A 21,675-nucleotide genomic window follows, 5' to 3' on the forward strand; every position below is an offset into this window, starting at 1 on the left:
GCGATGGCGGAAGGAATCCTGCTGCGGAAAATCAATGGATACAACTTCAGACATAATACGCCTGCAATAATGAGTGGAGATTCAAGCTGTTCGAACGTCAAATTAATCACGAATTCTATCGCGAATCGCGGCGCTAATCTTTTCAAGCGGCAAAATATCTGTTGCGGCGTTAATTTCCGCGGCGGCCCGTGGCATGCCATACACGGCGCAACTGGCTCGGTCCTGGGCGATGGTCGCGTGCCCGGCCCGGCGCATTGCCAGCAGACCGGCGGCGCCGTCGCGTCCCATCCCTGTCAGCAGTACGCCGGTCGCACTACCCGCCCAGTGCGAGGCCACGCAGCCGAACAGAACGTCAACCGACGGCCGGTAGGGATTGTCAACCGGTTCAGACTGGTAATGGAAGCGCTGGCCGGCACTGAGCGCCAGGTGGTCGTTGCTTTGCGCGACCTGCACCACTCCGCCCTGCAAGACGTCGTTTTCGGCGACCACCCGCACCGGCATGCCAAGCTGCTCGTCCAGCCAGCGTGCGAAATGCCCGGCGAAGCTCGCGTCGATGTGCTGCACCACCACGATCGCCGTGTCTGGCGGCGCCTGCCACCCGGCCAGGATGGCTGCAATCGCCATCGGTCCGCCGGTCGAGGCGCCGATGGCCAGCAGGTGCCGGATACGCCCCGCGGGTAGATGCGGGCGTCCGCGCCCGGCGCCGGCGGCGAACGAGGCTGTCCGGTCGAAGCGGATCAGCTTGCCGATGGTCTTGATCTTGGCCAGCAGTTCGGCCGCGCCGCTCCCGTCGCCGGCCAGCACCGGCGTGGCGGTCACGTCGAGCGCTCCTGCACCCAGCGCGCGGAACACCTGGCCGACGTTGTCGTGCGGATGGCCGGTGACGACCAGCACCGCGCAGGGCGAGGCAAGCATGATGCGGCGGGTGGCCTCGACCCCATCGAGGCCGGGCATGTTCAGGTCCATCAGGACCAGGTCCGGGCGATCCTCGGCGCACAGGCGCACCGCGTCCAGGCCGGTGCGCGCGATCCATGCCACCTGGTGCCCGGTCCCGGCCGTGACGACGCGGCGCAAGGCTTCCGCTGCCAAGATGACGTCGTTGGCAATGCCGATCCTCATGGCGCGGCCGGCCCGATCAGGTCGAATACGGCATCGAGCAGGGTCGCGTCATGGAAGCTGCCCTTGGCCAGGTAATAGTCGGCCCCCGCCTCCATCCCGCGCGCGCGGTCTTCCGGCCGGTCCTTGTACGACACGATCATGACCGGCAGCTTGCGCAGGCGCGCATCCTGGCGCACCAGGCCGACCAGCTCGATGCCGTCCATGCGCGGCATGTCGATGTCGGTCACCAGGAGGTCGTAACCGCCGGCGCGCGCCATGTTCCAGCCGTCCATGCCGTCGACCGCAGTATCGACCCGGTAGCCGCGCGCGGCAAGCAGCTGGCGCTCCATCTCGCGCACCGTCAGCGAGTCGTCGACCACCAGCACGTGGCGCGCGGCGCGCACTGTGCCCTCGCCCTGGCGCCGCAACTGCTGCAGGTCGCCGGCATGCAGCAGCCTGTCGATCGACACCAGGAGGTCGGCCACGTCCAGCACCAGCACCGGCGCCCCATCGTCGAGCAGCGCGCCGGCCGCTACGTTGCGCAGCTTGCCGAACACCGGGTCGAGCGCCTGCACGGTGAGGCTTTGTTCGCCGGCGATGGCATCGACAACCATCGCGTAGCGCGCCGCGCCCTCGCCCAGCACCACCACCGACAGCTCGGCCGCCGGCGGCGCCTGGCCCATCTCCAGCACCTGGGCCGCGGCCACCAGCCCGTAATGCACCCCGCCGAGCTCGAAGAACTGCTTGTTTTCCAGCGTATGCACGGCGTCCTGCGCCACCCGTAGCACCTGCTGCACCTTGGCGATCGGGATGGCATAGGCTTCGCCCGCCACCAGCACCACCAGCGCGCGCATGATCGATTGCGTCAGCGGCAATGTGATCGAAGTGCGCAAGCCCTGGCCCGGCCTGCTGTCGACGCGTACGCTGCCGTTGTGCTCACGCACCACCTGCTGGACCACGTCCAGGCCCACGCCCCGGCCGGAAATATCGGTCACGTCCGCTTTCAGGCTGAAACCGGGCAGGAACAGGAATTCCATCAGCTCGGCCGGCGACAGCGCCGCCGCCATGGCCTCGCTGCCCAGTCCGCGCTCCACCACCGCGCTGCGCACCCGCTCGGGATCGATGCCGCGGCCGTCGTCGCTGACCTCGATCACCAGCATGCCGCCGCGATGGCGCGCCGCCAGACGGATCGTGCCTTGCGCCGGCTTGCCCGCCGCACTGCGTTCGTCCGGGCTTTCCATGCCGTGGTCGAGCGCATTGCGCAGCAGGTGGTTGAGCGGGTTCTCGATGCGCGCCAGGATCGCCCGGTCGACCGGTATCGCCCCGCCTTCGATGACCAGCTGCACCTGCTTGCCGAGCTTGCGCGCCAGGTCGCGCACCATGCGCGGGAAGGCATGCACGCCGTCGCTGAACGGGCCCATGCGCAGCGCCAGCACTTGGTCCACCATGCGCGTGGCGACCTGGGTCGCACGGCGCTCGTGGGTTTCGGCTTCGGCCATGTGCTGCTGCAGCAGCAGCCTGAGCGGCTCGGCGCGCGCCAGGACGAGCGCCGACTGCTCGGCCAGCGCAGGGTCGCCGCGCGCGGTCACGGCTTCGTGCAGCTGCGCCAGCGCAGCCAACATGGCCGCCTGCTGGCGCTTGAAGCGCTGCAGCGAGGCGTTGAAGCCGGCCAGCTTGTAGGCGTTGACACGCGCCTGGCTGGCCTGCGCCAGCAAAGCGTCGGCGGCCGCGCCGGCGGCGCGGGCCGCAGCCGCAGCCGCAGGCGGCGACGCCGGGACGTGCACGGGCTCCGCAGGGACATGCACGGCCTTGTCCCCGCCGGCCGGTGCGCCCAGGCCGCGCATGGCCGTCACGGACGCATCGATGGCGGGCCGGTGCGCCTGCATCCAGTCGTCCAGGCCTGCCTCGCTCAAGGCCGCCACCTGCGCGACCAGGTCCACGCCGCCCAGCAGCACGTCGATGGCGGCCGGCTGCAGCGCCAGCACTCCAGCCTGGGCCGCGGTGAAGGCATCTTCCATTGCATGCGCGAGCTCGACCACCACCTGCAGTCCGACGATGGCGGCCGCCCCCTTGATCGAGTGGGCCGCGCGCATCAGGCCATCGAGCACCCCGGCGCCGGCGCCGCCGCCCTCCAGGCGCAGCAAGCCTTGGGTCAGGTGGCGCACCTGACCATCGGCCTCCATACGGAACAGGTCGAGCAGCGAAAACTGGCTCAGGTCGCCGGATTCGTGGCTCATCGCAGCAATCCCGTGCAATGCCCGGCCAGCAGGCCCGGGTCGAGCACGCCCACCAGCAGGCCGTCGTGCGACAGCACGCCCGCCAGCTGCCGTCCCAGGCCCTTGTCGATGGTGGCGGCCGGCGCCGCCAGGTGGGCGCCGCTGTAGCGCACCAGCCCTTTGAGTTCGGCTACCGGCAGGGCACATGGCTGGCCCGCGCAGTCCAGCACCAGCAGCCGGGCGAACACATGGCGGCCGGTGACCACGGCGCCCCTGGCCTCGTCGATGCCAAGCATGCTTGCCAGCGACAGCGCCGGCACCAGGCGACCGCCCACGTTCACGACGCCGAGGAGCGCGCCGCCGCTGCGGTGCGGCACCCGGTGCACCGAGGCCATGGGAGCGACCGAATCCACCATCGCCGCCGCCACCGCGAGCCACTCCGCCCCGACCCGGAACACCAGTGCCGAGGCATCCGGCGACTCGACCGCCGCCGGCGGCCGGCGCAGGCGCTCGGCCCAGTGGGCACGGTAGGCGTCATCAACCGGGCGTTCGAGGATGCGTCGCGCCGCGTCTTCGGGCAGGTTCATGCGGTCCTCCGCCCGGCCTGGCCGCGTCCGTAGACGCGCGCCGCGCGCTCCTGATAGGCATCGGCGCCGCGCGCGTCGCCATCGCGCCGGGTCAGCAGGCTGAGGTGGCACAGTGCCTCGTAGTGGTCCGGCTGCAAGTAGACGCAGCGGCGCCAGTAATCGGCGGCCAGCCGAAGCTGCCCTGCGCACTCGCTGACCAGGCCGAGCAGGAAATAGGCGTCTGCCGAGGCCGGGTGGGCGGCCAGCCATCCGTGGCAGAGCCTGGCTGCAGCAGAATGGTCGCCGGCGTCGGCCAGCTGCCGCGCCTGCGCCAGCGCGTCAAGCGCCGCCGGGGGACTTGCCGGCCGAGGGCGCGCGGGCGCACCAGGGACCGGCGCCGGCGCGGTGAATGGGCGCACGGCCAGGGCACGCCGCAAGGCAGGCAGCGGCAGCGCCGGCTGCGCCGCGCTTTTCTCGAGCGCGAAGGCGCCGGGCAGGCGCAGCGCCACGAAGCCATGACGGCACAAGGCCGGCACTTCGGCATAGCCGGCGAACAGCAGGCCGTCGTCCGCCAGCAGGCGGCGCAGGACCTGCGCCGCCGCATGTGCGGCCGGATCGTCGAAGTAAATCAGCAGGTTGCGGCAAAATACCAGGTCATAGCAGCCGGCGGTCAGCGCCGTGTCGAGGGCGAACAGATTGCCCTGCCTGAAGCCGACCCTGGCGCGGATGGCGTTGCACAAGCGGTAGCCGTCGTCCTCGGCCCTGAAGTAGCGCGCGCGAAAGGCCAGGTCGGCGCCGCGGAAGGCGTTGCGCGTGTAGTAGCCGCCCGTTGCGCGTCCGATCGCCACATGCGACAGGTCGATCGCGTCGATCCGCACCGACGCCGGCGCCACCCCCGCCATGTCGAGCGCCATCGCCATCGAATACGGCTCTTCACCGCCGGCGCAGGGCAGCGACAGGATGCGCAGGGTACGGGCCGGGTTGAGCGCCAGCGCGCGCTGGACATGCTCAGTTGCGGCGCGGAAAGCCCCGGCGTCGCGGAACAGCCACGATTCGGGCACCACCACCAGCTCGATCAGCGCCTCGAGTTCACCGGCGGACAATGCATCGAGGTAGGCACCGAGGTCGGCCACGCCCAGCCGGGCCATCCGTTCGCGCACCGCGCGTTCGGCATCGGCCTCGCTGATGTTCAGGCCGGTGGCCTGCTGCAGCAGGCGGCGGGCGCTCATGCCCGCCCCTCGGGAAACAGCAACACGCGCACCTCAGGCGACAGCAGCTGGTCAACCTCGACCAGCTGCAGCATGGCGCCGTCACTTGAGGCGACCTGGCCGAGGAAAGGCGCGCCGCGCACCCCGGCGTCAAGCAGCAGGCCGGGCGCGATCTGCTGCACGCCCTCGACGCGCGTGGCGAGCAGGCCGAGAGCCCGCAGGCTGCCGTCACCGAGGGAATAGTCGGCCACCACGATGCGGGTATCGTAGTGCGGCGGCGACGGCGCGATGCCGGCCAGCCGGTCCAGGTCGATCACGGGCACCGGCGCGCCGTGCAGGTCGAGCAGGCCGGCTACACAGGGCGGCGCCAGCGGCAGCTCCCTGAGCGCCGCCGCCGGCAGCACCTGGCGGATACCTGCCAGGTGCAAGCCGTAGCGCTGGGCGCCGATGTGAAAAACCAGCACTTTCATGGCCGTGTCAGCTGTTGACCGAGAAGGTGGCCACCGACGACTGCAGGTCGCCGGCCGCGTACTGGAGCTGGCGCACCGCTTCGCTGGTCGCCTTCAGGGACTCGACCGTCTGCTGCGTCGCGTCGCTCAGCTGCAGCATGGTTTCCGAGATCTGGGAGGCGCCCACTGCCTGCGACTGCATTCCTTCGAGCACCAGGTCGAACTGGGGCGCGAGCTTTTGCACCTGGTCCATAACCGAGGACAGCTGTTCGGCCACCTGGCGCACCTCGCCCACGCTGCGCCGGATTTCTTCCGAAAATTTATCCATGCCCATGACGCTGGCCGACACGGCCGACTGCATTTCCTTGACCATCTGCTCGATGTCCCAGGTCGATATCGAGGTCTGGTCGGCCAGGCGGCGGATTTCGGTGGCCACCACCGAGAAGCCACGGCCGGCGTCGCCCGCCTTTTCAGCCTCGATCGCGGCATTGAGCGACAGGATATTGGTCTGGTCGGCCACCTTGGTGATCGTGACCAGCACGCTGTTGATATTGCCGGCTTTTTCAGACAGCGCCGCGAGCTTGGCATTGATCGAGTCGGTCGCGCTGACCATGTGCTGCATGGTGGCGTCCATGCGCTTGAGGTTGCCCTGGGCTTCGGCAGTGGCGCTGGTGGTGAAATCTGCCACCGCCGTGGCCTGCTCCATGGTGCGCAGCAGCTGGGTGGTGTTGGCCGAGATTTCCCTGGTCGTCGACAGGATCTCGACACTGGTCTGGGCCTGTTCAATGCCGGTTGCCTCCTGCTGTTTCGAGGACGCGGCGATCTCGGTAGCCGAGGTGGTGACCTGGATGCCGGCCTTCTGCACGTTGTTGAGGTGGCTGCGCAGGGTGTCGAACATGGTGGACAAGCCCTGTCCGAGCTGGCCGATGGCGTCCTTCCCGTCGATGCTGATCCGGCCGCCCAGGTCGCCGGCGGCGGCGCGCGAGACCACTGCCAGCAAGGCATCGACCTTGTCGCGCAGGTCAGTAGTGGCTGCCAGCTCCTTGGCCTGGCTGTCCTGGATCGCCTGCGCCATGCGATTGAATTCGCGCGCCACCTTGCCCAGCTCGTCGTTCGAATCGATACGGGCGCGGGCCGACTGGTCGCCGGCGGCGATGCGACCGAGCGTGTGGTTCAAGCTGTTGAGCGGCGCCAGCAGAGCCCGGATCAGCAGCCAGGCGATCAGCACCGCCAGTGCGATCGTCACGGCGCCGCCTAGCGTGAGCAGCAGCGACATGTTTTCCTGCAACGCCGCGGATTGCTGCGAACGAAGGCCGATCAAACGGTTTTCCTCCGCCGCGATTTCGTCGATCTGCTTGCGGATCGCCGCCACGGTGCGCGCGCCGCCCAGCACGGCGGCATCGGTGGTGGCCGTATCAGCGGCCTTGGCGCCGGCATCCCGGGCCCGGCGCAAGCTAATTTGCGGCAGCACTGCCTGGGCCATCCACTCGTCGAGCATCGGCGCGAGCTGCCTGATGCGGTCGTGCTGGAGCGGATTATCCGCCGTCAGCCGCGTGGCCGTGGCCAGGTGGCGCTTTGCCTCGGCAAACTCGGCATTCAGGGGCGCGATCAGCCCTTCGTTGCCGGTCAGGAGAAAGCCGCGGATGGCGCTCTGGACCTGCAGCACGGAGGTGGCGACATGGTTGGACTCGACCAGCACCTCGAGCGCGTGGCGGTCCCATTTGTTGGCATCGGCCAGCTTTTGCGAGTTGTTATACGCCAGCGCCAGCAGGAACAGCATGATCGATACAATGGCCCCCAGGCCAAGTATCAGTTTGTTCTTGATGCTCAAATCGTTCAACATGGAGGCTCCGGCACAATGGGACTGCAACTGTAGCATTTCCAGGACCCCGCACGGGTAAAAATAGTGCCTAAAGCCAATGGTCCAGCCAGGATGTCAGCGCGCGGCGCAGAAAAAAACCCGGCAATTGCCGGGTTTCGTGGGGCGATCTTGCTGCAGGTCTCGCTTACATGATCTTGGTACCGACCCACCAGGCGACCGCAGCCATGAAGGCCGAGGCCGGGATGGTGACGACCCAGGCCATGACGATATTGCCCGCCACGCCCCAGCGCACGGCCGAGGCCTTCTGCGAGGCGCCCACGCCGACGATGGCGCCGGTGATGGTGTGGGTGGTCGAGACCGGGATGCCGAAGAAGCTCGCCATCAGCAGCGTCATCGCGCCGCCGGTTTCGGCGCAGAAGCCGCCTACCGGCTTGAGCTTGGTGATCTTCTGGCCCATGGTCTTGACGATGCGCCAGCCACCGAACAGCGTGCCGAAAGCGATCGCGGCGTAGCACGAGATGATGACCCAGACCGGTGGCAGCGCGTCGTCCGGGCTGGTGACGCCGGCCGCGATCAGGAGCATCCAGATGATGCCCATGGTCTTCTGCGCGTCATTGCCGCCGTGGCCGAGCGAATAGCCCGCCGCCGATACCAGCTGCAGGCGGCGGAACCAGACATCGACCTTGCGCGGCGTCGATTTCACGAAGATCCACGATACCGCCAGCATGATGGTCGAGCCGAGTACGAAGCCGAGCAGCGGCGCGACGACGATGAAGGCCACCGTCTTGATCAGGCCGCCGGCGATCAGCGCGCCGGTGCCGGACTTGGCCACCGCCGCGCCCACCAGCCCGCCGATCAGGGCGTGCGAGGACGAGGACGGGATGCCGTAGTACCAGGTGATCACGTTCCAGGTAATCGCCCCGACCAGGGCGCCGAAGATGACGTAATGGTCGACGATGTGCGGGTCGATCGTGCCTTTGCCGATGGTCTGCGCCACCTTCATGCTCACCACGAAGATCGCGATGAAGTTGAAGAAGGCCGCCATCGCCACCGCGGTCTGCGGTTTCAGGACGCCGGTCGACACCACGGTGGCGATCGAATTCGCCGAATCGTGGAAGCCGTTCATGAAGTCGAATACCAATGCGAGCAGCACCAGGAAGCCCAGCACAAAGATGCTGATGTTGAGAGTTTCCGTCATTTTCTTGTTCTGAAAGTGCCTCAGGCGTTCTCGACGATAATGCCTTCGATGATGTTGGCGACATCCTCGCAACGGTCGGTGACGGTCTCCAGGATTTCGTAGATCGCCTTCATCTTGATCAGGTTGCGCACGTCCGGCTCGTCGCGGAACAGCTTCGACATGGCCGCGCGCATGACGTGGTCGGCGTCGGACTCGAAGCGGTCGATCTCTTCGCAGATGGCGACGATCTTCTGGGCGTTGCCCATGTCGTGCAGCAGGCCGACGGCTTCCTGCACCTTCAGGCAGCACGACAGGCACAATTCGGCCAGGCGCTTGGCTTCAGGAGTGACGGCGCGCAGGTCGTACAGCGAGATGGTCTGGGCCGCGTCTTCCATCATGTCGAGGATGTCGTCCATGCGGGTGATCAGCTTGTGGATGTCGTCGCGGTCAATCGGCGTGATAAAAGTCTTGTGCAGCAGGTCCACACAGGCATACGTGACCTTGTCCGCCTCTTTCTCGATGCTCTCCACCATGTGGGTACGGATTTCGAGATCGTCGAAATTGATCATCAGGCCGAGCATCTCCTCGGCGCCCTTTACGCACAATGCGGCGTGCTGGTTGAACAGGTCGAAAAACTTGCCCTCCTGGGGCATCAGGCGTCCAAACATCATATTCTCCGTTGCGAATCTCTTGGAAGTGCGACATCGCCGCCGCAGCGGGCAGCGGAAAGTCATACTGGCGTGGTGAGCGATCACCCCTACGAGCAGATCAGTCGCCCTGGTAGACGGCGAGGTTGCCGCTGTAGTTGCCAAACTTGGTGTACTGGCCAATCCAGGTGAGGCGGATCGCCCCGATCGGACCATTACGCTGCTTGCCGATAATGATCTCGGCGGTGCCTTTATCGGGCGAGTCGGGGTTATAGACCTCGTCGCGATACAGGAAGATGATGACGTCGGCATCCTGCTCGATTGCGCCGGATTCGCGCAGGTCGGACATGACGGGACGCTTGTTCGGGCGCTGCTCCAGCGAGCGGTTCAGCTGGGACAGCGCGATGACCGGGCAATGCAGTTCCTTGGCCAGGCCCTTGAGCGAACGCGAGATCTCCGAGATCTCGGCGGTGCGGTTGTCGCCCGGCTGGCTACCCTGCATCAGCTGCAGGTAGTCGACGATGATAAGGCCGAGCTTGCCACACTGGCGGGCCAGCCGGCGCGCGCGCGCGCGCATCTCGATCGGGTTCAGCGCCGGCGTCTCGTCGATGTAGAGCTGGGCGTCGTTCATCTTCTGGATGGCGTGCGTCAGGCGCGGCCAGTCCTCGTCGTTCAGGCGCCCGGTACGCAGGCGGTGCTGGTCGAGCATGCCGACCGAACCGAGCATACGCATGGCCAGCTGGGTGCCGCCCATCTCCATCGAGAACACGGCCACCGGCAGGCCGGCTTCGATCGCGACGTTCTCGCCGATATTGATCGAGAACGCGGTCTTGCCCATCGACGGACGGCCGGCGACGATCACCAGGTCGCCCGGCTGCAGGCCGGAAGTCATGCGGTCGAGGTCGATGAAGCCGGTCGGCACGCCGGTGATCTCGCCCTGGTTTTCGCGCGAATACAGTTCGTCGATGCGTTCGACCACCTGGGTGAGCAGCGGCTGGATCGGGTTCCAGCCCTGCTGGCCGCGCGAGCCGGTCTCCGCGATCGCGAAGATCTTCGATTCGGCTTCGTCGAGCATCTGCTTGACTTCCTTGCCCTGCGGGTTGAAAGCATTGCCCGAGATCTCGTCGGCGACGGTGATGAGTTTGCGCAGGATGCCGCGGTCGCGCACGATCTCGGCATAGCGGCGGATGTTGGCCGCCGACGGCGTGTTCTGCGCCATCGCGTTCAGGTACTGCAGGCCGCCCACGTCCTCGGCCTTGCCGAGCGAGACCATGGCCTCGTAGACCGTGATCACGTCGGCCGGCTTGCCGCCGTTGATCAGGCGGACCATCTGTTCGAAGATGATGCGGTGGTCGTAGCGGTAGAAGTCGTCCGCGTGCATGAAGTCGGCAATACGGTCCCATGCCGCGTTATCGCGCAGGAGGCCGCCGATGACGGACTGCTCTGCTTCGATGGAATGCGGGGGGATGCGCAGCGAGTCGACTTGCGGATCGGATGGGGAATTCATGGCGGGCATTATACCTTTTCCGGTCACACGGCTGAAATAATTGGGTAGATTCTGGCAATAAAAAAAGCCGGGCGAACCCGGCTTTTTCATTTATGCAACAAGTGCTTCAAGCAATAGCTTAAGCAGCTTCGCCGACGACGCTGACGGTAATTTCCGACACGACGTCGGTGTGCAGGGCAACTGCAACCGGGAATTCACCGGTGGTCTTCAGCGGGCCGGTCGGCAGGCGAACCTGCGACTTCTCGACCGGGAAGCCTTGCTTGCTCAGGGCTTCGGCGATGTCGAAGTTGGTGACCGAACCGAACAGGCGGCCGTCGACGCCGGCCTTCTGGCCGATGGTGACGGTCATGCCGCTCAGCTTGTCGCCTTGCGCCTGGGCAGCAGCCAGCTTTTCGCCGGCAGCTTTTTCCAGTTCGGCGCGCTTGACTTCGAACTCGGCCACAGCGGCCTGGGTAGCACGACGTGCCATCTTTTGCGGGATCAGGAAGTTACGTGCGTAACCGTCCTTGACCTTGACGACGTCGCCCAGGTTGCCGACGTTAACAACTTTTTCCAAAAGGATAACTTGCATATTTTTCTCCAGAAGTTCTGATCTGTACGACGGGGATTAACCGTGGTGCAGGTCGGTGTACGGCAGCAGCGCGAGGTAGCGTGCGCGCTTGATCGCGGTGTCGACCTGGCGCTGGTAGTGCGCCTTGGTGCCGGTCAGGCGTGCCGGCATGATCTTGCCGTTTTCCTGGACGAAGTCCTTCAGGGTGTCGACGTCTTTGTAGTCGACCTGTTCCACGTTTGCAGCGGTGAAGCGGCAGAATTTCTTGCGCTTGAACAGCGGGTTTTGCTGTTTGCGCTTCAGTTTTTCTTTGGCTTTGTTTTTGTCGAACTTTTTACCGAATGCCATTTGAGGCTCCTGTATCTATCTAAATTATGCCGTGCGGTTGGATAACCTATGCGGCACTGAAATCAATGATGTGAAACACCAGTGCTTTACTGTTGCGGTTTTTCCGTGCCAGGAACCCTGTGAACTGGTAAGCCGCGCCGAGTTCGGCGCTGGCAAACCTGCCTGAAATCTCGCCCGCGGCCAGCGCGGCGACTTCAAACTCGACCAGCCTCGCTACCCTTGCCTCTTCCTGCTGCGAACTGTGCATCAGGATGGCGCCCACGATGGGGACACCGGCCGGGGTGTAACGCAATACGTCACGCTCGGCGATGGTCGCTACGAGCTGGAGGTGGTTCACTATTGTTCTGGGATTCCCTGGAAAAACGCGGTCAACAATCAGGCAGCTGCAGCCGGGGCAGCAGCTGGTGCTGCGGCTTCAGCGCGGTGGCTCTTGGCTGCGTCTTCGCGCTGGACCGACTTCATCATCGGCGACGGTGCGGTTTCGGCCTTCTTCATCTTGACGGTCAGGTGACGCAGGACGGCATCGTTGAACTTGAATGCGGTTTCCAGCTCGACCAGGGTCTCGTTGTCGCACTCGATGTTCAGGCAGATGTAGTGGGCTTTCGGCAGCTTCTGGATCTGGTAAGCCATCTGGCGACGGCCCCAGTCTTCCACGCGATGGATGTTACCGCCGCGGCTCGTGACCGTGGCTTTGTAGCGCTCGATCATCGCCGGGACTTGCTCGCTTTGGTCCGGGTGGACGATAAAAACGATTTCATAATGACGCATGCATTACTCCTTAAGGACGTTTAAACAAATGCCCACCTCGGCGTCAAGACGAGTGTGGGAAGGGAAAGCCGGACATTATAGCCTGAGATTGGCCGAGTTGGAAAGCCGGGTGTTGTCCGCAACGCCGATGGGCCTGCCAGGCCGCGCGGTTTTTGCCACGCCCGCGAGCGCGCTGCACAATTTTTTTACACTTTTCGGGTGTTTTCCCTTGCGCAGACAGGAATACTGTACAAAAATACAGTCTACTCACACAACGGATTGCCTTAACACACCCATGCTCAAGCTCACTGCAAGGCAAGAACAGATCCTGAACCTGATAAGGGAAGCGATCGAAAACACCGGTTTCCCCCCGACCCGCGCCGAAATCGCTGCCGAACTCGGCTTCAAGTCGGCCAACGCCGCCGAAGAACACCTGCAGGCACTGGCGCGCAAGGGGGCGATCGAGATTTCGCCCGGCACCTCGCGCGGCATCCGCCTGATCGGCGCATCCGTCGAACAGGTGCCGCTGGTGCCTGCAGCCCTGATGATGGCGCTGCCGCTGGTCGGCCGCGTCGCCGCCGGCTCGCCGATCCTGGCGCAGGAACACGTCGAAGCCACCTATAACGTCGATGCCGCCATGTTCTCGGCCCGCCCCGACTTCCTGCTGAAGGTCAAGGGCTGGTCGATGCGCGATGCCGGCATCTGCGACGGCGACTTCCTCGCGGTGAAGAAGATCGACAGCGCCAAGAACGGCCAGATCGTCGTAGCCCGGTTGGGCGACGAAGTCACGGTCAAGCGCTACCGCAAGACCGGCAACATGGTCGAACTGCTGCCGGAGAACCCGGACTTCAAGGTGATCCAGGTGACGCCGGAAGACGAGTTTGCGCTCGAGGGGCTGGCGGTGGGGTTGATGCGTAGCTGGCATTAAGCTGCGCAAACGCTGCACTGCTTAACTTAGGTTCCGGCCTGCGCCGGGAGTCATTTTCGCCAGTGGCGGGAGTCATTTTCGCCAGTGGCGGGAATGACGGTTTTTAGCGTGGTGGCCTAAATCTCGCTTCGTAGTCGCGAACCTTAGCATGTCGTCCCGGCGAAGGCCGGGACAATGCCACTGGCATTGTCCCGCCCAAGTTGGTGCCGCAACTGCTACCCTCGACCGCAGTCCCTACCTTCGTACCGCAGCCCCTACCCCATCACTTCAACTTCTTCGCATCCGAAGAACTCTTCACCATCGCATTATGCTCGGCCACATAGGTCTCGGTCGCCGTGCGCCAGGCCGCGAAATCGGCCAGCACCATCTGCGAGCCCACCTTCGCCTCCTCGGTCAGGTTCGACTGCAGCTGCGTCAGGTAGGCGGTGGACTTTTCCGTCTCGTCCTTGGTCATCAGCTTGGCGATATCCGCCGGGATGCGCTTGGTCAGCGGGGTCGACGCGTTCAGGTTGGTGACGAACTTGTTGTAGCACTCCTGCCAGCTCGTGACTGCCGCGCCGATGCGGTCGATGTCGGCGTTAATCTTCGACATCGCCGGGATGCGCGGCGCGGTGCAGCGGAATTCGCCTGATTTCAGGTCTTCGCCGTCATAGCCCTTGATCCAGTAATCGATGTCCTTGCGGCGCTTGACGCGCTGATCCATCAGCTCGAGCGACGCGATCGCAACCTTGTTGCCCTTGGCGGCGGATTTCTTGAATAGCGCTTCGGCCTTGGCCTCGTCCACCTGCCCGGCTTCGCCATACCAGTACATCTGGCCGAGGGCCTGCTGTGCCTCGGCGTTGCCGCCGTTGGCCAGCTTGGTGTACAGCTTCATGGCCTGGGCGTAGTCCTTCTTCGCGAACAGGGCGTGGGCGTCTTCCAGCTCGCCGGCAAAGGCGCTACCGCAGAACAAGAGGGAAAGGCAGAACAGCGTGGTCTTCATGGGCGCTTACGGAGGAGGAATCGAATCCCCATCATAGCGGCAATCGGACTCCCTGCTCAACTGCTGAAACAAAAACGGCAACCCGTGGGTTGCCGTGTTCAATGCGCACTGGTCTACGCGTCCAGCGCCTGGCGGAAGTCGGCGAGCAAATCGTCCGTGTCCTCGATACCGACCGAGACCCGGATCAGCGACTCCGCGATGCCCATGCTGGCGCGGCGCTCGGCCCCCATCTCGAAGAAGATCGTGTGCGCCACCGGGATCACCAGGGTGCGGGTGTCGCCCAGGTTGCTGGCCGGGATGCCCAGCTGCAGGCGGTTCAGGTAGTCAAAAGGATCGATGCTGTCCACCAGCTCGAAGCTGAGCAGCGAGCCGGCCGCGCGGAACAGTTCACTCGTGATGCCGTGCTGCGGATGCGAAGCCAGGCCGGGGTAGTGCACCGCGGCGACTCGCTCGTCTGCCTCCAGCATCTGCGCCAGCGCCAGCGCATTGCTGCTGGTGCGGTCCATGCGCAGCGCCAGCGTTTCGGCGCCGACGGCGATATGGTGGGCTGCCTCCGGCCCCAGCGCAGCGCCGAAGTCGCGCAATGCTTTCGCCCGCAGCTGGGCCAGGCCTTGCGCCTGGCTTGGCTGCTTGCGGAAGTTCGGCGCGATGTGCGGATAAGCGCTCCAGTCGAACAGGCCGGTATCGGTCAGGGCGCCGCCCAGCGCATTGCCATGGCCGCCGATCGACTTGGTCAGCGAATTGACCACCAGGCCCGCGCCGACCGCCTTCGGGCGGAACAGGTAAGGCGTGGTCATGGTGTTGTCGACCACGTAGAGGATGCCGCGCTCGCGGCACAGCTGGCCGATGCGGGCCAGGTCGGCCACCTGCGTGCGCGGGTTGGCGATGGTCTCGACGAAGACCATGCGCGTGGCCGCGGTGAGCACCGCTTCCACATTCGCTACATCGGTCGCATCGACAAAGGCGACGTCCACGCCCTGCCCCGCTACCGTCTGCCACAGGCTGTTGGTGTTCCCGAACAGGAAGGACGAGGACACGATATGGTCGCCGGACTTCAGCAGCGCCTGGAACAGCGCGCCGATGGCGCCCATGCCGGTGGCGAAGCACAGCGTGCCGACGCCGTCTTCCATCTTGGTGACCTTGTCTTCGAGCGCGCTGACGGTCGGGTTGCCCTGGCGGCCGTAGCGAAAGCCCGGTTCCTTGCCCTGGAAGACCGAAGCCAGCTGGCGCGCATCGTTGTAGCCGAAGGCCACCGAGGTGTGCACCGGCTTGTGCAGCGAGCCCTGCTCGATGCTCTTACTGCGGTCGTTGTGCAGGATGGTGGTGGTGAAACCGTACTTGGTATCGCTCATGGGAGTTCGCTTGAACCGGCAGGCTTATTCGGTGGCCGGGGCCTTGAGGTGCAGGTGCGTGGTGACGTCGTCCTCGTCGCGCTTCGGGTTCGGCTTGTGGCGGGCCGACTCCAGGCGATCGAGGTATTCCGGGGTCACGTCGCCGGTCACGTAAATGCCGTCGAAACATGAGGCCTCGAAATTCTTCAGGGCCGGATTGACATCGGAAATAGCGCGCTTCAGGGCGTCGATGTCCTGGTAGACCAGGCGGTCGGCGGTGATCTCGCGGCATACCTCTTCGGTAGTGCGGCCATGGGCGATCAGCTCGTCGCGGGTCGGCATGTCGATGCCGTACACGTTCGGGTAGAGCACCGGCGGCGCGGCCGAGGCGAAGAACACCTTGCGCGCGCCGGCTTCACGCGCCATCTGCACGATCTCGCGGCTGGTGGTGCCGCGCACGATCGAGTCGTCCACCAGCAGCACGTTCTTGTCCTTGAATTCGGAGGCGATCGCATTGAGCTTCTGGCGCACCGATTTCTTGCGCATGCCCTGGCCAGGCATGATGAAGGTGCGGCCGATGTAGCGGTTCTTGATGAAGCCTTCGCGGTACTCGATGCCGAGTTTCAGCGCCAGCTGGATCGCGGCGGGACGCGAGGAATCGGGGATCGGCATGACCACGTCGATCTCGCCGTCCGGGATCTCGGCGCGCACCTTGTCAGCCAAATACTCGCCCATGCGCAGGCGGGTCGCATACACCGAGGCGCCGTCGATCACCGAGTCCGGGCGCGCCAGGTAGACGTATTCGAAGGCGCAGGGGTTCAGCGACGGGTTTTCCGCGCACTGCTGTTCCGCCAGGTTGCCGTCGTTGTCGATGAAGACCGCTTCGCCCGGCGCGATGTCGCGCACGAAGCGGAAGCCCAGGCCCTCGAGCGCCACCGATTCGCTGGCCACCAGGTATTCGGTGCCGCCTTCGGTTTCGTTCATGCCCAGGCAGAGCGGGCGAATGCCGAAGGGGTCGCGGAAGGCCAGCATGCCGTGGCCGGCAATCTGGGCCACCACGGCGTACGCACCGCGCACCCGGCGATGCACCGCGGCGACCGCCTTGAAGACGGCATCCTTGTCCAGGTTGTAGCCATCGGCCGCTTCCTGGATCTCGTGCGCCAGCACGTTGAGCAGCACCTCGGAATCGGAATCGGTATTGATGTGGCGGCGGTCGTTACGGAACAGTTCCTCCTTGAGCACCGCCTGGTTGGTCAGGTTGCCGTTGTGGGCAAGCGTGATGCCGAACGGGGCGTTGACGTAGAAAGGCTGCGCTTCTTCCTCGCTCGAGGAGCCGGCGGTCGGATAGCGGCAGTGGCCGATACCGGTATTGCCTTGGAGCGAGCGCATGTTGCGGGTACGGAACACGTCACGGACGAGGCCATTGGCCTTGTACATCGAGAACATGCTGCTGTGATTGGTCGCAATGCCCGCAGCGTCCTGGCCGCGGTGCTGCAAGAGCAGCAACGCGTCATACAAGAGCTGGTTGACGGGATTGTGCGAGACGACGCCGACGATGCCACACATGGTGCGCTCCTAAAACTGGACTGCTTGATTACAAAAAAAGTTCAATACCTTGGTTCAATATCTCACGTGCTGCGCAAGCGCTGCAGGCAGGAAAGGCTTGACCGTGCGCGCCCCGGTTTCCGCCATAGGCGAGAGCAGCGCATTTTTCCAGAAATCCTGTTGCGGGATGGAAGTCATCCCACACAATATGACGGCGGCAAGCACGATTACAATGCCGCGCCCCAATCCAAACAATCCTCCCAGGCCCCGGTCAGCCAGGCTCAGCCCACTGGCCGTGATGAGGGCGCCGATCGCCAGCGACAGCAAGCCCATCAAGATGCGCACGCCGAGGAAGAGGATCACGAAGGCCGCGATCAGGCGTGCCGTCTCGCCGGGAACCAGGTCGGGCAGCATGGGCGCCAGCTTGGCGCCGTACATGTTGGCCACCACGAAGGCGACCACCCAGCCCAGCAGCGACAGGATCTCTTTCACCAGGCCGCGCAGGGTGGAAATGATGACCGATGAAATCAGGACGAACAGGACCAGGTAATCGAAAATCGTCACGCCGCGCTGCCCTGCTTCACACTGCCCTGCATCAGAGCGGAACCATCTTTCCCGACAGGCCGATGCCCATCAGCTTCGAACGGACCTTGTCCGCTTCTTCCTTGGCGAACGGCCCTACCCGCACGCGGATCAGGTCACCTGACTTTTCGGTGAACGAGGAGACGCCGGCGGCGCGCAGGCGGCCCTGCAGCTCGTTGACCTTTTCCGGGGTCGTCAGCGCGGCGACCTGCACCACGTATTTCTGCGAAGGGCCTTCAGCCTTCACAGCCGGCTTGTCTTCGAGGATGGCGATCGCGCGGGCGGCGTCGTCCTTGGTCTTCGGTTTCACGTCGAGCGGCTTCGCGGCTGGCTCGGCTTTCTTCAGCGCGAGGTCGGCGGCCTTCGGATGCACGGTATCGATGACGGCAGGCCGCTCGGGAATCCGCTTCGGTTCAGGTTTGACCGGTTCAGGCTTAGGCTCCAGCTTGGGCTCGAGCTTCGCTACCGGCGCGGGGTCGGTGCGGCCGGTCTCGATGGTGCGCATCGGCGGCGGGTCGGATGGCGGGACCGCAATGCCGGCGCCTGCTGCGCCAGGCTGGGCGCCCACATCGACCGGCTCGACGATTTCCTCGCCGCTGTCGACGGTCGCTGCTGCCGGCACCGGCAGGGGCGCCGCTTTTTCCTTGTCCGGGATGTTGATGGCGATGTCGGTGCCGAGCGGCTTGGGCTCGGAATCGAGCAGCATCGGCAGCCCGACTGCCGCGGCCAGCGCCAGTGCGATCGCGCCGACCAGGCGGCGGCGTGCGCGTTTTTTCTCGGGAAGGACAGGATCCGGGCCGCGGCTGCGGCGCGCGCCTTCACCGGCGTGCGTCGCGCGCTTGGCGCGGGCGCGTTCGCCATAGGCGGCATCGTCATCCTTGACGAAGTGGCCGCTGTCGCGGACCGTGTCTTGCTTGTTTTTGCTGCCGAACGAGAACAAGCCCATGCGTTTCAGATATCAGTGAAGAGAGGATTTACGGGCCGCCATGACGCCGGCGACCGTGTAGAACGAACCAAAGACCACAATTCTATCATTCTCCCCTGCCCGGCTCACCGCATTCGCATACGCCTCGGCCGGATTGGCGAAGCTGGTGACCGAAAAATCGTCCGCTTTGGCGCCCGCGGGCTTCAAGGCTTCGAGTTTTTCGGCCAGGTGCGCAGGCTGGGCGGAGCGTGGGGACGGCAGCGCCGTCACGCACCAATGGTCGACGTACTGGGCCATCGGCGCAATCACGGCATCGATGTCCTTGTCTTCCATGATGCCGAACACCGCATAGGTGTAGCGGTGGAAGCCCATGTTCCCGAGGTTCTGGGCCAGGGTCGCGGCAGCGTGTGGATTGTGGGCGACGTCGAGCACCTGGGTCGGGCGTCCCGGCAGCACCTGGAAGCGTCCCGGCAGCTCGACCAGCGCCAGCCCGGCGCGCACTTCCTGTGCGCCGCAGGGCAGCTGCATGCGCAGTACTTCGAGCGCAGCCAGCGCGGCGGAGGCGTTGAGCAGCTGGTTGGCGCCGCGCAGTGCCGGATAGGCCAGCGAATTGCGGCGCTGGCCGCGTCCACCGTAGCTCCACTGCTGCTGGTCGCCCTGGTAGTTGAAGTCGCGGCCCAGCAGCCACAGGTCGGCGCCGATGCTTTCCGCGTGGTCGATCAGCGATTGCGGGGGCACCGGGTCGCTGCAGATCGCCGTCCTGCCGGCGCGGAAGATGCCGGCTTTCTCGAAGCCGATTTTCTCGCGCGTGTCGCCGAGGTAGTCGGTGTGGTCGATGTCGACGCTGGTGACGATCGCCACGTCGGCGTCGACCACGTTGACCGCATCGAGGCGCCCGCCCAGGCCGACTTCGAGGATCGCGACGTCGACGTTCGATTGGGAGATCAGGTGCATGATCGCGAGGGTCGTGAATTCGAAATAGGTCAGCGCTACGTCGCCGCGCACGCTTTCCACGGCATCGAAGGCCTCGACCAGTGCCGCGTCGGATGCAAGCTCGCCGTTGATGCGGGCGCGCTCGTTAAAATCGAGGAAATGCGGCTTGATGTAGAGGCCGACGCGATAGCCGCATTGCAGCAGCACGCTTTCCAGCATCGCGCAGGTCGAGCCCTTGCCGTTGGTGCCGGCCACCATGATCACGGGGCAGGCAAAAGTGAGCTGCAGGCGTTCCTTGACGGCGCGCACGCGGTCCAGGCCCATGTCGATATGGGTTTCGGCATGGCGTGACTCGAGCAGCGCCAGCCAGTCGGGCAAGATGGTCGGGGTAGTAGGCATGGATGGACTTCATTGGTGCGTGCTCGGCACGGTACTCATGCGCGGGTGGTGCGCAAATACGGGAACGCGGAGCGGATGCCTGGACATCCGCTCCGCGAACGGGGTCATGCGAAGGCGTGATCAGGCAAGGACTTCGACTGCCTGGTTCTGCAACAGCGCCAGCAGACGCGCGATTTCTTCGCGCATCTTGCGGCGGTCGACGATCATATCGACGGCGCCCTTCTGGACCAGGAACTCGGCGCGCTGGAAGCCTTCCGGCAGCTTTTCGCGCACGGTGTTCTCGATCACGCGCGGGCCGGCAAAGCCGATCAGCGCCTTCGGTTCGGCGATCACGACGTCGCCCATGAAGGCGAACGAGGCCGACACGCCGCCCATGGTCGGGTCGGTCAGCACGCTAATGAAAGGCAGCTTCTTTTCCGACAGCTTGGTCAGCATGGCAGTGGTCTTGGCCATCTGCAGCAGCGACAGCAGGCCTTCCTGCATGCGGGCGCCGCCGGTGGCGGTAATGCAGATGAACGGCACCTTCTGCTCCAGGGCGATCTGGGCGCCGCGCACGAAGCGTTCGCCGACGACCGAGCCCATCGATCCACCCATGAATTCGAATTCGAAGCAGGCGACGACGACCGGCAGGCTCATGATCGAGCCGCCCTGCACGATCAGCGCATCGGTTTCGCCGGTAGCTTCCATGGCCGATTTCAGGCGGTCCGGGTATTTCTTGCTGTCCTTGAACTTCAGGGTATCGACCGGCAGGGTTTCCTGGCCGATTTCATAGCGGCCTTCCGCATCGAGCAGCCCATCGAGGCGCTCGCGGGCGCGGATGCGCATGTGATAGTCGCATTTCGGGCACACGTGCAGGTTCGACTCCAGGTCGGCACGGTACAGCACCGCTTCGCACGACGGGCACTTGACCCACAGCCCTTCGGGCATGGTTTTGCGGTTGGCGGCATCGGAGCGCTGGATCCGTGGGGGGAGCAATTTTTCTAGCCAACTCATCTTTTTCTCCTTGCGGCAGTTCTTCGAGGTGGCGGTAGTGTAGCCGCTCAGAACCCGCTTGTCGAATCATGTCGGGCTACCAATTAACATCCTGACATCATTGTTCCACACCGGGGTCAGAGTCAACGTTGAGCAATTTCCTAAAATTTTTCCGCAATTCGACTCCGACCCTGATTGCTTGTTGGCAGGCCTGTTGCAAAACAATTAGGGTCAGAGTCGAATTACAGGAAACTTTTCAATGTTTCCCAATAATTCGACTCTGACCCTAATTAATTTTCTTGAGTATCGGAACCGGAACGACAGTCAGGAAGCCTCCCCAATCTCGGAAGTGGTGTATTCGAAGCCACCGACCTTCTTGGCTGCAACGTTATAGAGCCATGCCGAGAAGGCGGTGCCGACATACGCGGCAGCAGCGTAGAACACTGGCGCCAGGAGCAGCAAGAAAATGAAATTCCCTTGGCCACCAGCGAGGGCGAACGCAACGAAGACGGCCACGAACGGAATGGATAGCAACAAGTACAGCATCGCCATGACCTTCGCCGACTGGCCTACGGAAACCTTTGTGACCTGTATTTTCATTGAGTATCCGTTTAGTTGAACATTGGAAATACGAACTCAATGTAAGCGAACTTTAAGGAACTTTATGCGGCGCAACGCAAAAGTCGCACTGCGCGAAAACAATAGCTCAAACAGTAATGAGGGTCAGAGTCAAATTGTTGAGC

Annotated in this window: 22 protein-coding genes; 1 reads left to right on the forward strand and 21 read right to left on the reverse strand. The window is 64.5% G+C overall.

What is annotated here, in order from left to right; all coding sequences use genetic code 11:
• Nucleotides 1–102: 102 nt before the first annotated feature.
• From cheB to rpsF, 13 genes are all read right to left on the reverse strand, one after another.
• Entirely contained in the window at nucleotides 103–1,119 is a 1,017-nt protein-coding gene (gene cheB / locus HGB41_RS05150) for a chemotaxis-specific protein-glutamate methyltransferase CheB (protein ID WP_171081697.1), read from the reverse strand.
• Nucleotides 1,116–3,335, reverse strand: coding sequence for a hybrid sensor histidine kinase/response regulator (locus HGB41_RS05155; RefSeq protein WP_171081698.1), 2,220 nt, complete (start codon nucleotides 3,333–3,335; stop codon nucleotides 1,116–1,118). Before HGB41_RS05155 ends, cheB begins: the two co-directional genes overlap by 4 nt.
• Nucleotides 3,332–3,901, reverse strand: a complete 570-nt coding sequence (locus HGB41_RS05160) for a chemotaxis protein CheW (RefSeq protein ID WP_171081700.1) — start codon at nucleotides 3,899–3,901, stop codon at nucleotides 3,332–3,334. Before HGB41_RS05160 ends, HGB41_RS05155 begins: the two co-directional genes overlap by 4 nt.
• Nucleotides 3,898–5,109: a CheR family methyltransferase gene (locus HGB41_RS05165; RefSeq protein ID WP_171081702.1), complete on the reverse strand. Its 1,212-nt coding sequence runs from the start codon at nucleotides 5,107–5,109 to the stop codon at nucleotides 3,898–3,900. The genes HGB41_RS05160 and HGB41_RS05165 overlap by 4 nt, the downstream gene beginning before the upstream one ends.
• A complete protein-coding gene (locus HGB41_RS05170) occupies nucleotides 5,106–5,558 on the reverse strand; it encodes a chemotaxis protein CheW (RefSeq protein WP_171081704.1) in 453 nt (150 codons plus the stop codon). The genes HGB41_RS05165 and HGB41_RS05170 overlap by 4 nt, the downstream gene beginning before the upstream one ends.
• A gap of 7 nt (nucleotides 5,559–5,565) precedes the next feature.
• The gene (locus HGB41_RS05175; protein WP_171081706.1) at nucleotides 5,566–7,380 is read right to left on the reverse strand and encodes a methyl-accepting chemotaxis protein; all 1,815 of its coding nucleotides are present in this window, start codon (nucleotides 7,378–7,380) and stop codon (nucleotides 5,566–5,568) included.
• Between the two features lie 163 nt (nucleotides 7,381–7,543).
• Entirely contained in the window at nucleotides 7,544–8,557 is a 1,014-nt protein-coding gene (locus tag HGB41_RS05180) for an inorganic phosphate transporter (protein WP_171081708.1), read from the reverse strand.
• A gap of 20 nt (nucleotides 8,558–8,577) precedes the next feature.
• A complete protein-coding gene (locus HGB41_RS05185; protein ID WP_171082000.1) occupies nucleotides 8,578–9,204 on the reverse strand; it encodes a DUF47 domain-containing protein in 627 nt (208 codons plus the stop codon).
• Between the two features lie 100 nt (nucleotides 9,205–9,304).
• A complete protein-coding gene (locus tag HGB41_RS05190; protein WP_171081710.1) occupies nucleotides 9,305–10,690 on the reverse strand; it encodes a replicative DNA helicase in 1,386 nt (461 codons plus the stop codon).
• A gap of 118 nt (nucleotides 10,691–10,808) precedes the next feature.
• On the reverse strand, nucleotides 10,809–11,261 hold the full coding sequence (rplI, locus tag HGB41_RS05195; protein ID WP_171081712.1) for a 50S ribosomal protein L9: 453 nt from the start codon (nucleotides 11,259–11,261) through the stop codon (nucleotides 10,809–10,811).
• A 36-nt stretch (nucleotides 11,262–11,297) separates the two neighbouring features.
• On the reverse strand, nucleotides 11,298–11,588 hold the full coding sequence (rpsR, locus tag HGB41_RS05200; RefSeq protein WP_091874943.1) for a 30S ribosomal protein S18: 291 nt from the start codon (nucleotides 11,586–11,588) through the stop codon (nucleotides 11,298–11,300).
• Nucleotides 11,589–11,634: 46 nt separating this feature from the next.
• Nucleotides 11,635–11,925 carry a primosomal replication protein N gene (gene priB, locus HGB41_RS05205; RefSeq protein ID WP_171081714.1) on the reverse strand — a complete coding sequence of 97 codons (291 nt, stop codon included), beginning with the start codon at nucleotides 11,923–11,925 and terminating at the stop codon, nucleotides 11,635–11,637.
• A gap of 38 nt (nucleotides 11,926–11,963) precedes the next feature.
• Nucleotides 11,964–12,356, reverse strand: coding sequence for a 30S ribosomal protein S6 (gene rpsF, locus HGB41_RS05210; RefSeq protein WP_171081716.1), 393 nt, complete (start codon nucleotides 12,354–12,356; stop codon nucleotides 11,964–11,966).
• 274 nt (nucleotides 12,357–12,630) lie between these two features.
• Between rpsF and lexA the strand changes: the two genes are divergently transcribed.
• Nucleotides 12,631–13,263 carry a transcriptional repressor LexA gene (gene lexA / locus HGB41_RS05215; protein WP_171081717.1) on the forward strand — a complete coding sequence of 211 codons (633 nt, stop codon included), beginning with the start codon at nucleotides 12,631–12,633 and terminating at the stop codon, nucleotides 13,261–13,263.
• Nucleotides 13,264–13,525: 262 nt separating this feature from the next.
• Here lexA and HGB41_RS05220 read toward each other — a convergent pair whose 3' ends face one another.
• The 8 genes from HGB41_RS05220 to HGB41_RS05255 all read right to left on the reverse strand — a co-directional run bounded on the left by HGB41_RS05220 (nucleotide 13,526) and on the right by HGB41_RS05255 (nucleotide 21,532).
• Entirely contained in the window at nucleotides 13,526–14,245 is a 720-nt protein-coding gene (locus HGB41_RS05220; RefSeq protein ID WP_171081720.1) for a tetratricopeptide repeat protein, read from the reverse strand.
• Nucleotides 14,246–14,358: 113 nt separating this feature from the next.
• Nucleotides 14,359–15,597 (reverse strand): cystathionine gamma-synthase family protein, encoded by a 1,239-nt coding sequence (locus HGB41_RS05225; RefSeq protein WP_171081722.1) that lies wholly within the window; start codon nucleotides 15,595–15,597, stop codon nucleotides 14,359–14,361.
• Between the two features lie 24 nt (nucleotides 15,598–15,621).
• Nucleotides 15,622–17,142 carry an amidophosphoribosyltransferase gene (purF, locus tag HGB41_RS05230; RefSeq protein WP_171081724.1) on the reverse strand — a complete coding sequence of 507 codons (1,521 nt, stop codon included), beginning with the start codon at nucleotides 17,140–17,142 and terminating at the stop codon, nucleotides 15,622–15,624.
• A gap of 54 nt (nucleotides 17,143–17,196) precedes the next feature.
• Entirely contained in the window at nucleotides 17,197–17,685 is a 489-nt protein-coding gene (locus HGB41_RS05235; protein WP_171081726.1) for a CvpA family protein, read from the reverse strand.
• Nucleotides 17,686–17,716: 31 nt separating this feature from the next.
• On the reverse strand, nucleotides 17,717–18,649 hold the full coding sequence (locus tag HGB41_RS05240; RefSeq protein ID WP_171081728.1) for an SPOR domain-containing protein: 933 nt from the start codon (nucleotides 18,647–18,649) through the stop codon (nucleotides 17,717–17,719).
• 12 nt (nucleotides 18,650–18,661) lie between these two features.
• Entirely contained in the window at nucleotides 18,662–19,960 is a 1,299-nt protein-coding gene (gene folC, locus HGB41_RS05245; RefSeq protein WP_171081730.1) for a bifunctional tetrahydrofolate synthase/dihydrofolate synthase, read from the reverse strand.
• 120 nt (nucleotides 19,961–20,080) lie between these two features.
• Entirely contained in the window at nucleotides 20,081–20,953 is an 873-nt protein-coding gene (gene accD, locus HGB41_RS05250) for an acetyl-CoA carboxylase, carboxyltransferase subunit beta (RefSeq protein ID WP_171081732.1), read from the reverse strand.
• Nucleotides 20,954–21,256: 303 nt separating this feature from the next.
• On the reverse strand, nucleotides 21,257–21,532 hold the full coding sequence (locus HGB41_RS05255) for a hypothetical protein (protein ID WP_171081735.1): 276 nt from the start codon (nucleotides 21,530–21,532) through the stop codon (nucleotides 21,257–21,259).
• Nucleotides 21,533–21,675: the final 143 nt, after the last annotated feature.

This window comes from Telluria aromaticivorans (assembly GCF_013003915.1).
Classification (GTDB): Bacteria; Pseudomonadota; Gammaproteobacteria; order Burkholderiales; family Burkholderiaceae_D; genus Telluria; species Telluria aromaticivorans.

Coding starts and splice junctions, on each gene's coding strand:
- cheB (WP_171081697.1), bottom strand. CDS start 1,119: ATGAGGATCGGCATTGCCAACGACGTCATCTTGGCAGCGGAAGCCTTG.
- HGB41_RS05155 (WP_171081698.1), bottom strand. CDS start 3,335: ATGAGCCACGAATCCGGCGACCTGAGCCAGTTTTCGCTGCTCGACCTG.
- HGB41_RS05160 (WP_171081700.1), bottom strand. CDS start 3,901: ATGAACCTGCCCGAAGACGCGGCGCGACGCATCCTCGAACGCCCGGTT.
- HGB41_RS05165 (WP_171081702.1), bottom strand. CDS start 5,109: ATGAGCGCCCGCCGCCTGCTGCAGCAGGCCACCGGCCTGAACATCAGC.
- HGB41_RS05170 (WP_171081704.1), bottom strand. CDS start 5,558: ATGAAAGTGCTGGTTTTTCACATCGGCGCCCAGCGCTACGGCTTGCAC.
- HGB41_RS05175 (WP_171081706.1), bottom strand. CDS start 7,380: ATGTTGAACGATTTGAGCATCAAGAACAAACTGATACTTGGCCTGGGG.
- HGB41_RS05180 (WP_171081708.1), bottom strand. CDS start 8,557: ATGACGGAAACTCTCAACATCAGCATCTTTGTGCTGGGCTTCCTGGTG.
- HGB41_RS05185 (WP_171082000.1), bottom strand. CDS start 9,204: ATGTTTGGACGCCTGATGCCCCAGGAGGGCAAGTTTTTCGACCTGTTC.
- HGB41_RS05190 (WP_171081710.1), bottom strand. CDS start 10,690: ATGAATTCCCCATCCGATCCGCAAGTCGACTCGCTGCGCATCCCCCCG.
- rplI (WP_171081712.1), bottom strand. CDS start 11,261: ATGCAAGTTATCCTTTTGGAAAAAGTTGTTAACGTCGGCAACCTGGGC.
- rpsR (WP_091874943.1), bottom strand. CDS start 11,588: ATGGCATTCGGTAAAAAGTTCGACAAAAACAAAGCCAAAGAAAAACTG.
- rpsF (WP_171081716.1), bottom strand. CDS start 12,356: ATGCGTCATTATGAAATCGTTTTTATCGTCCACCCGGACCAAAGCGAG.
- lexA (WP_171081717.1), top strand. CDS start 12,631: ATGCTCAAGCTCACTGCAAGGCAAGAACAGATCCTGAACCTGATAAGG.
- HGB41_RS05220 (WP_171081720.1), bottom strand. CDS start 14,245: ATGAAGACCACGCTGTTCTGCCTTTCCCTCTTGTTCTGCGGTAGCGCC.
- HGB41_RS05225 (WP_171081722.1), bottom strand. CDS start 15,597: ATGAGCGATACCAAGTACGGTTTCACCACCACCATCCTGCACAACGAC.
- purF (WP_171081724.1), bottom strand. CDS start 17,142: ATGTGTGGCATCGTCGGCGTCGTCTCGCACAATCCCGTCAACCAGCTC.
- HGB41_RS05240 (WP_171081728.1), bottom strand. CDS start 18,649: ATGGGCTTGTTCTCGTTCGGCAGCAAAAACAAGCAAGACACGGTCCGC.
- folC (WP_171081730.1), bottom strand. CDS start 19,960: ATGCCTACTACCCCGACCATCTTGCCCGACTGGCTGGCGCTGCTCGAG.
- accD (WP_171081732.1), bottom strand. CDS start 20,953: ATGAGTTGGCTAGAAAAATTGCTCCCCCCACGGATCCAGCGCTCCGAT.
- HGB41_RS05255 (WP_171081735.1), bottom strand. CDS start 21,532: ATGAAAATACAGGTCACAAAGGTTTCCGTAGGCCAGTCGGCGAAGGTC.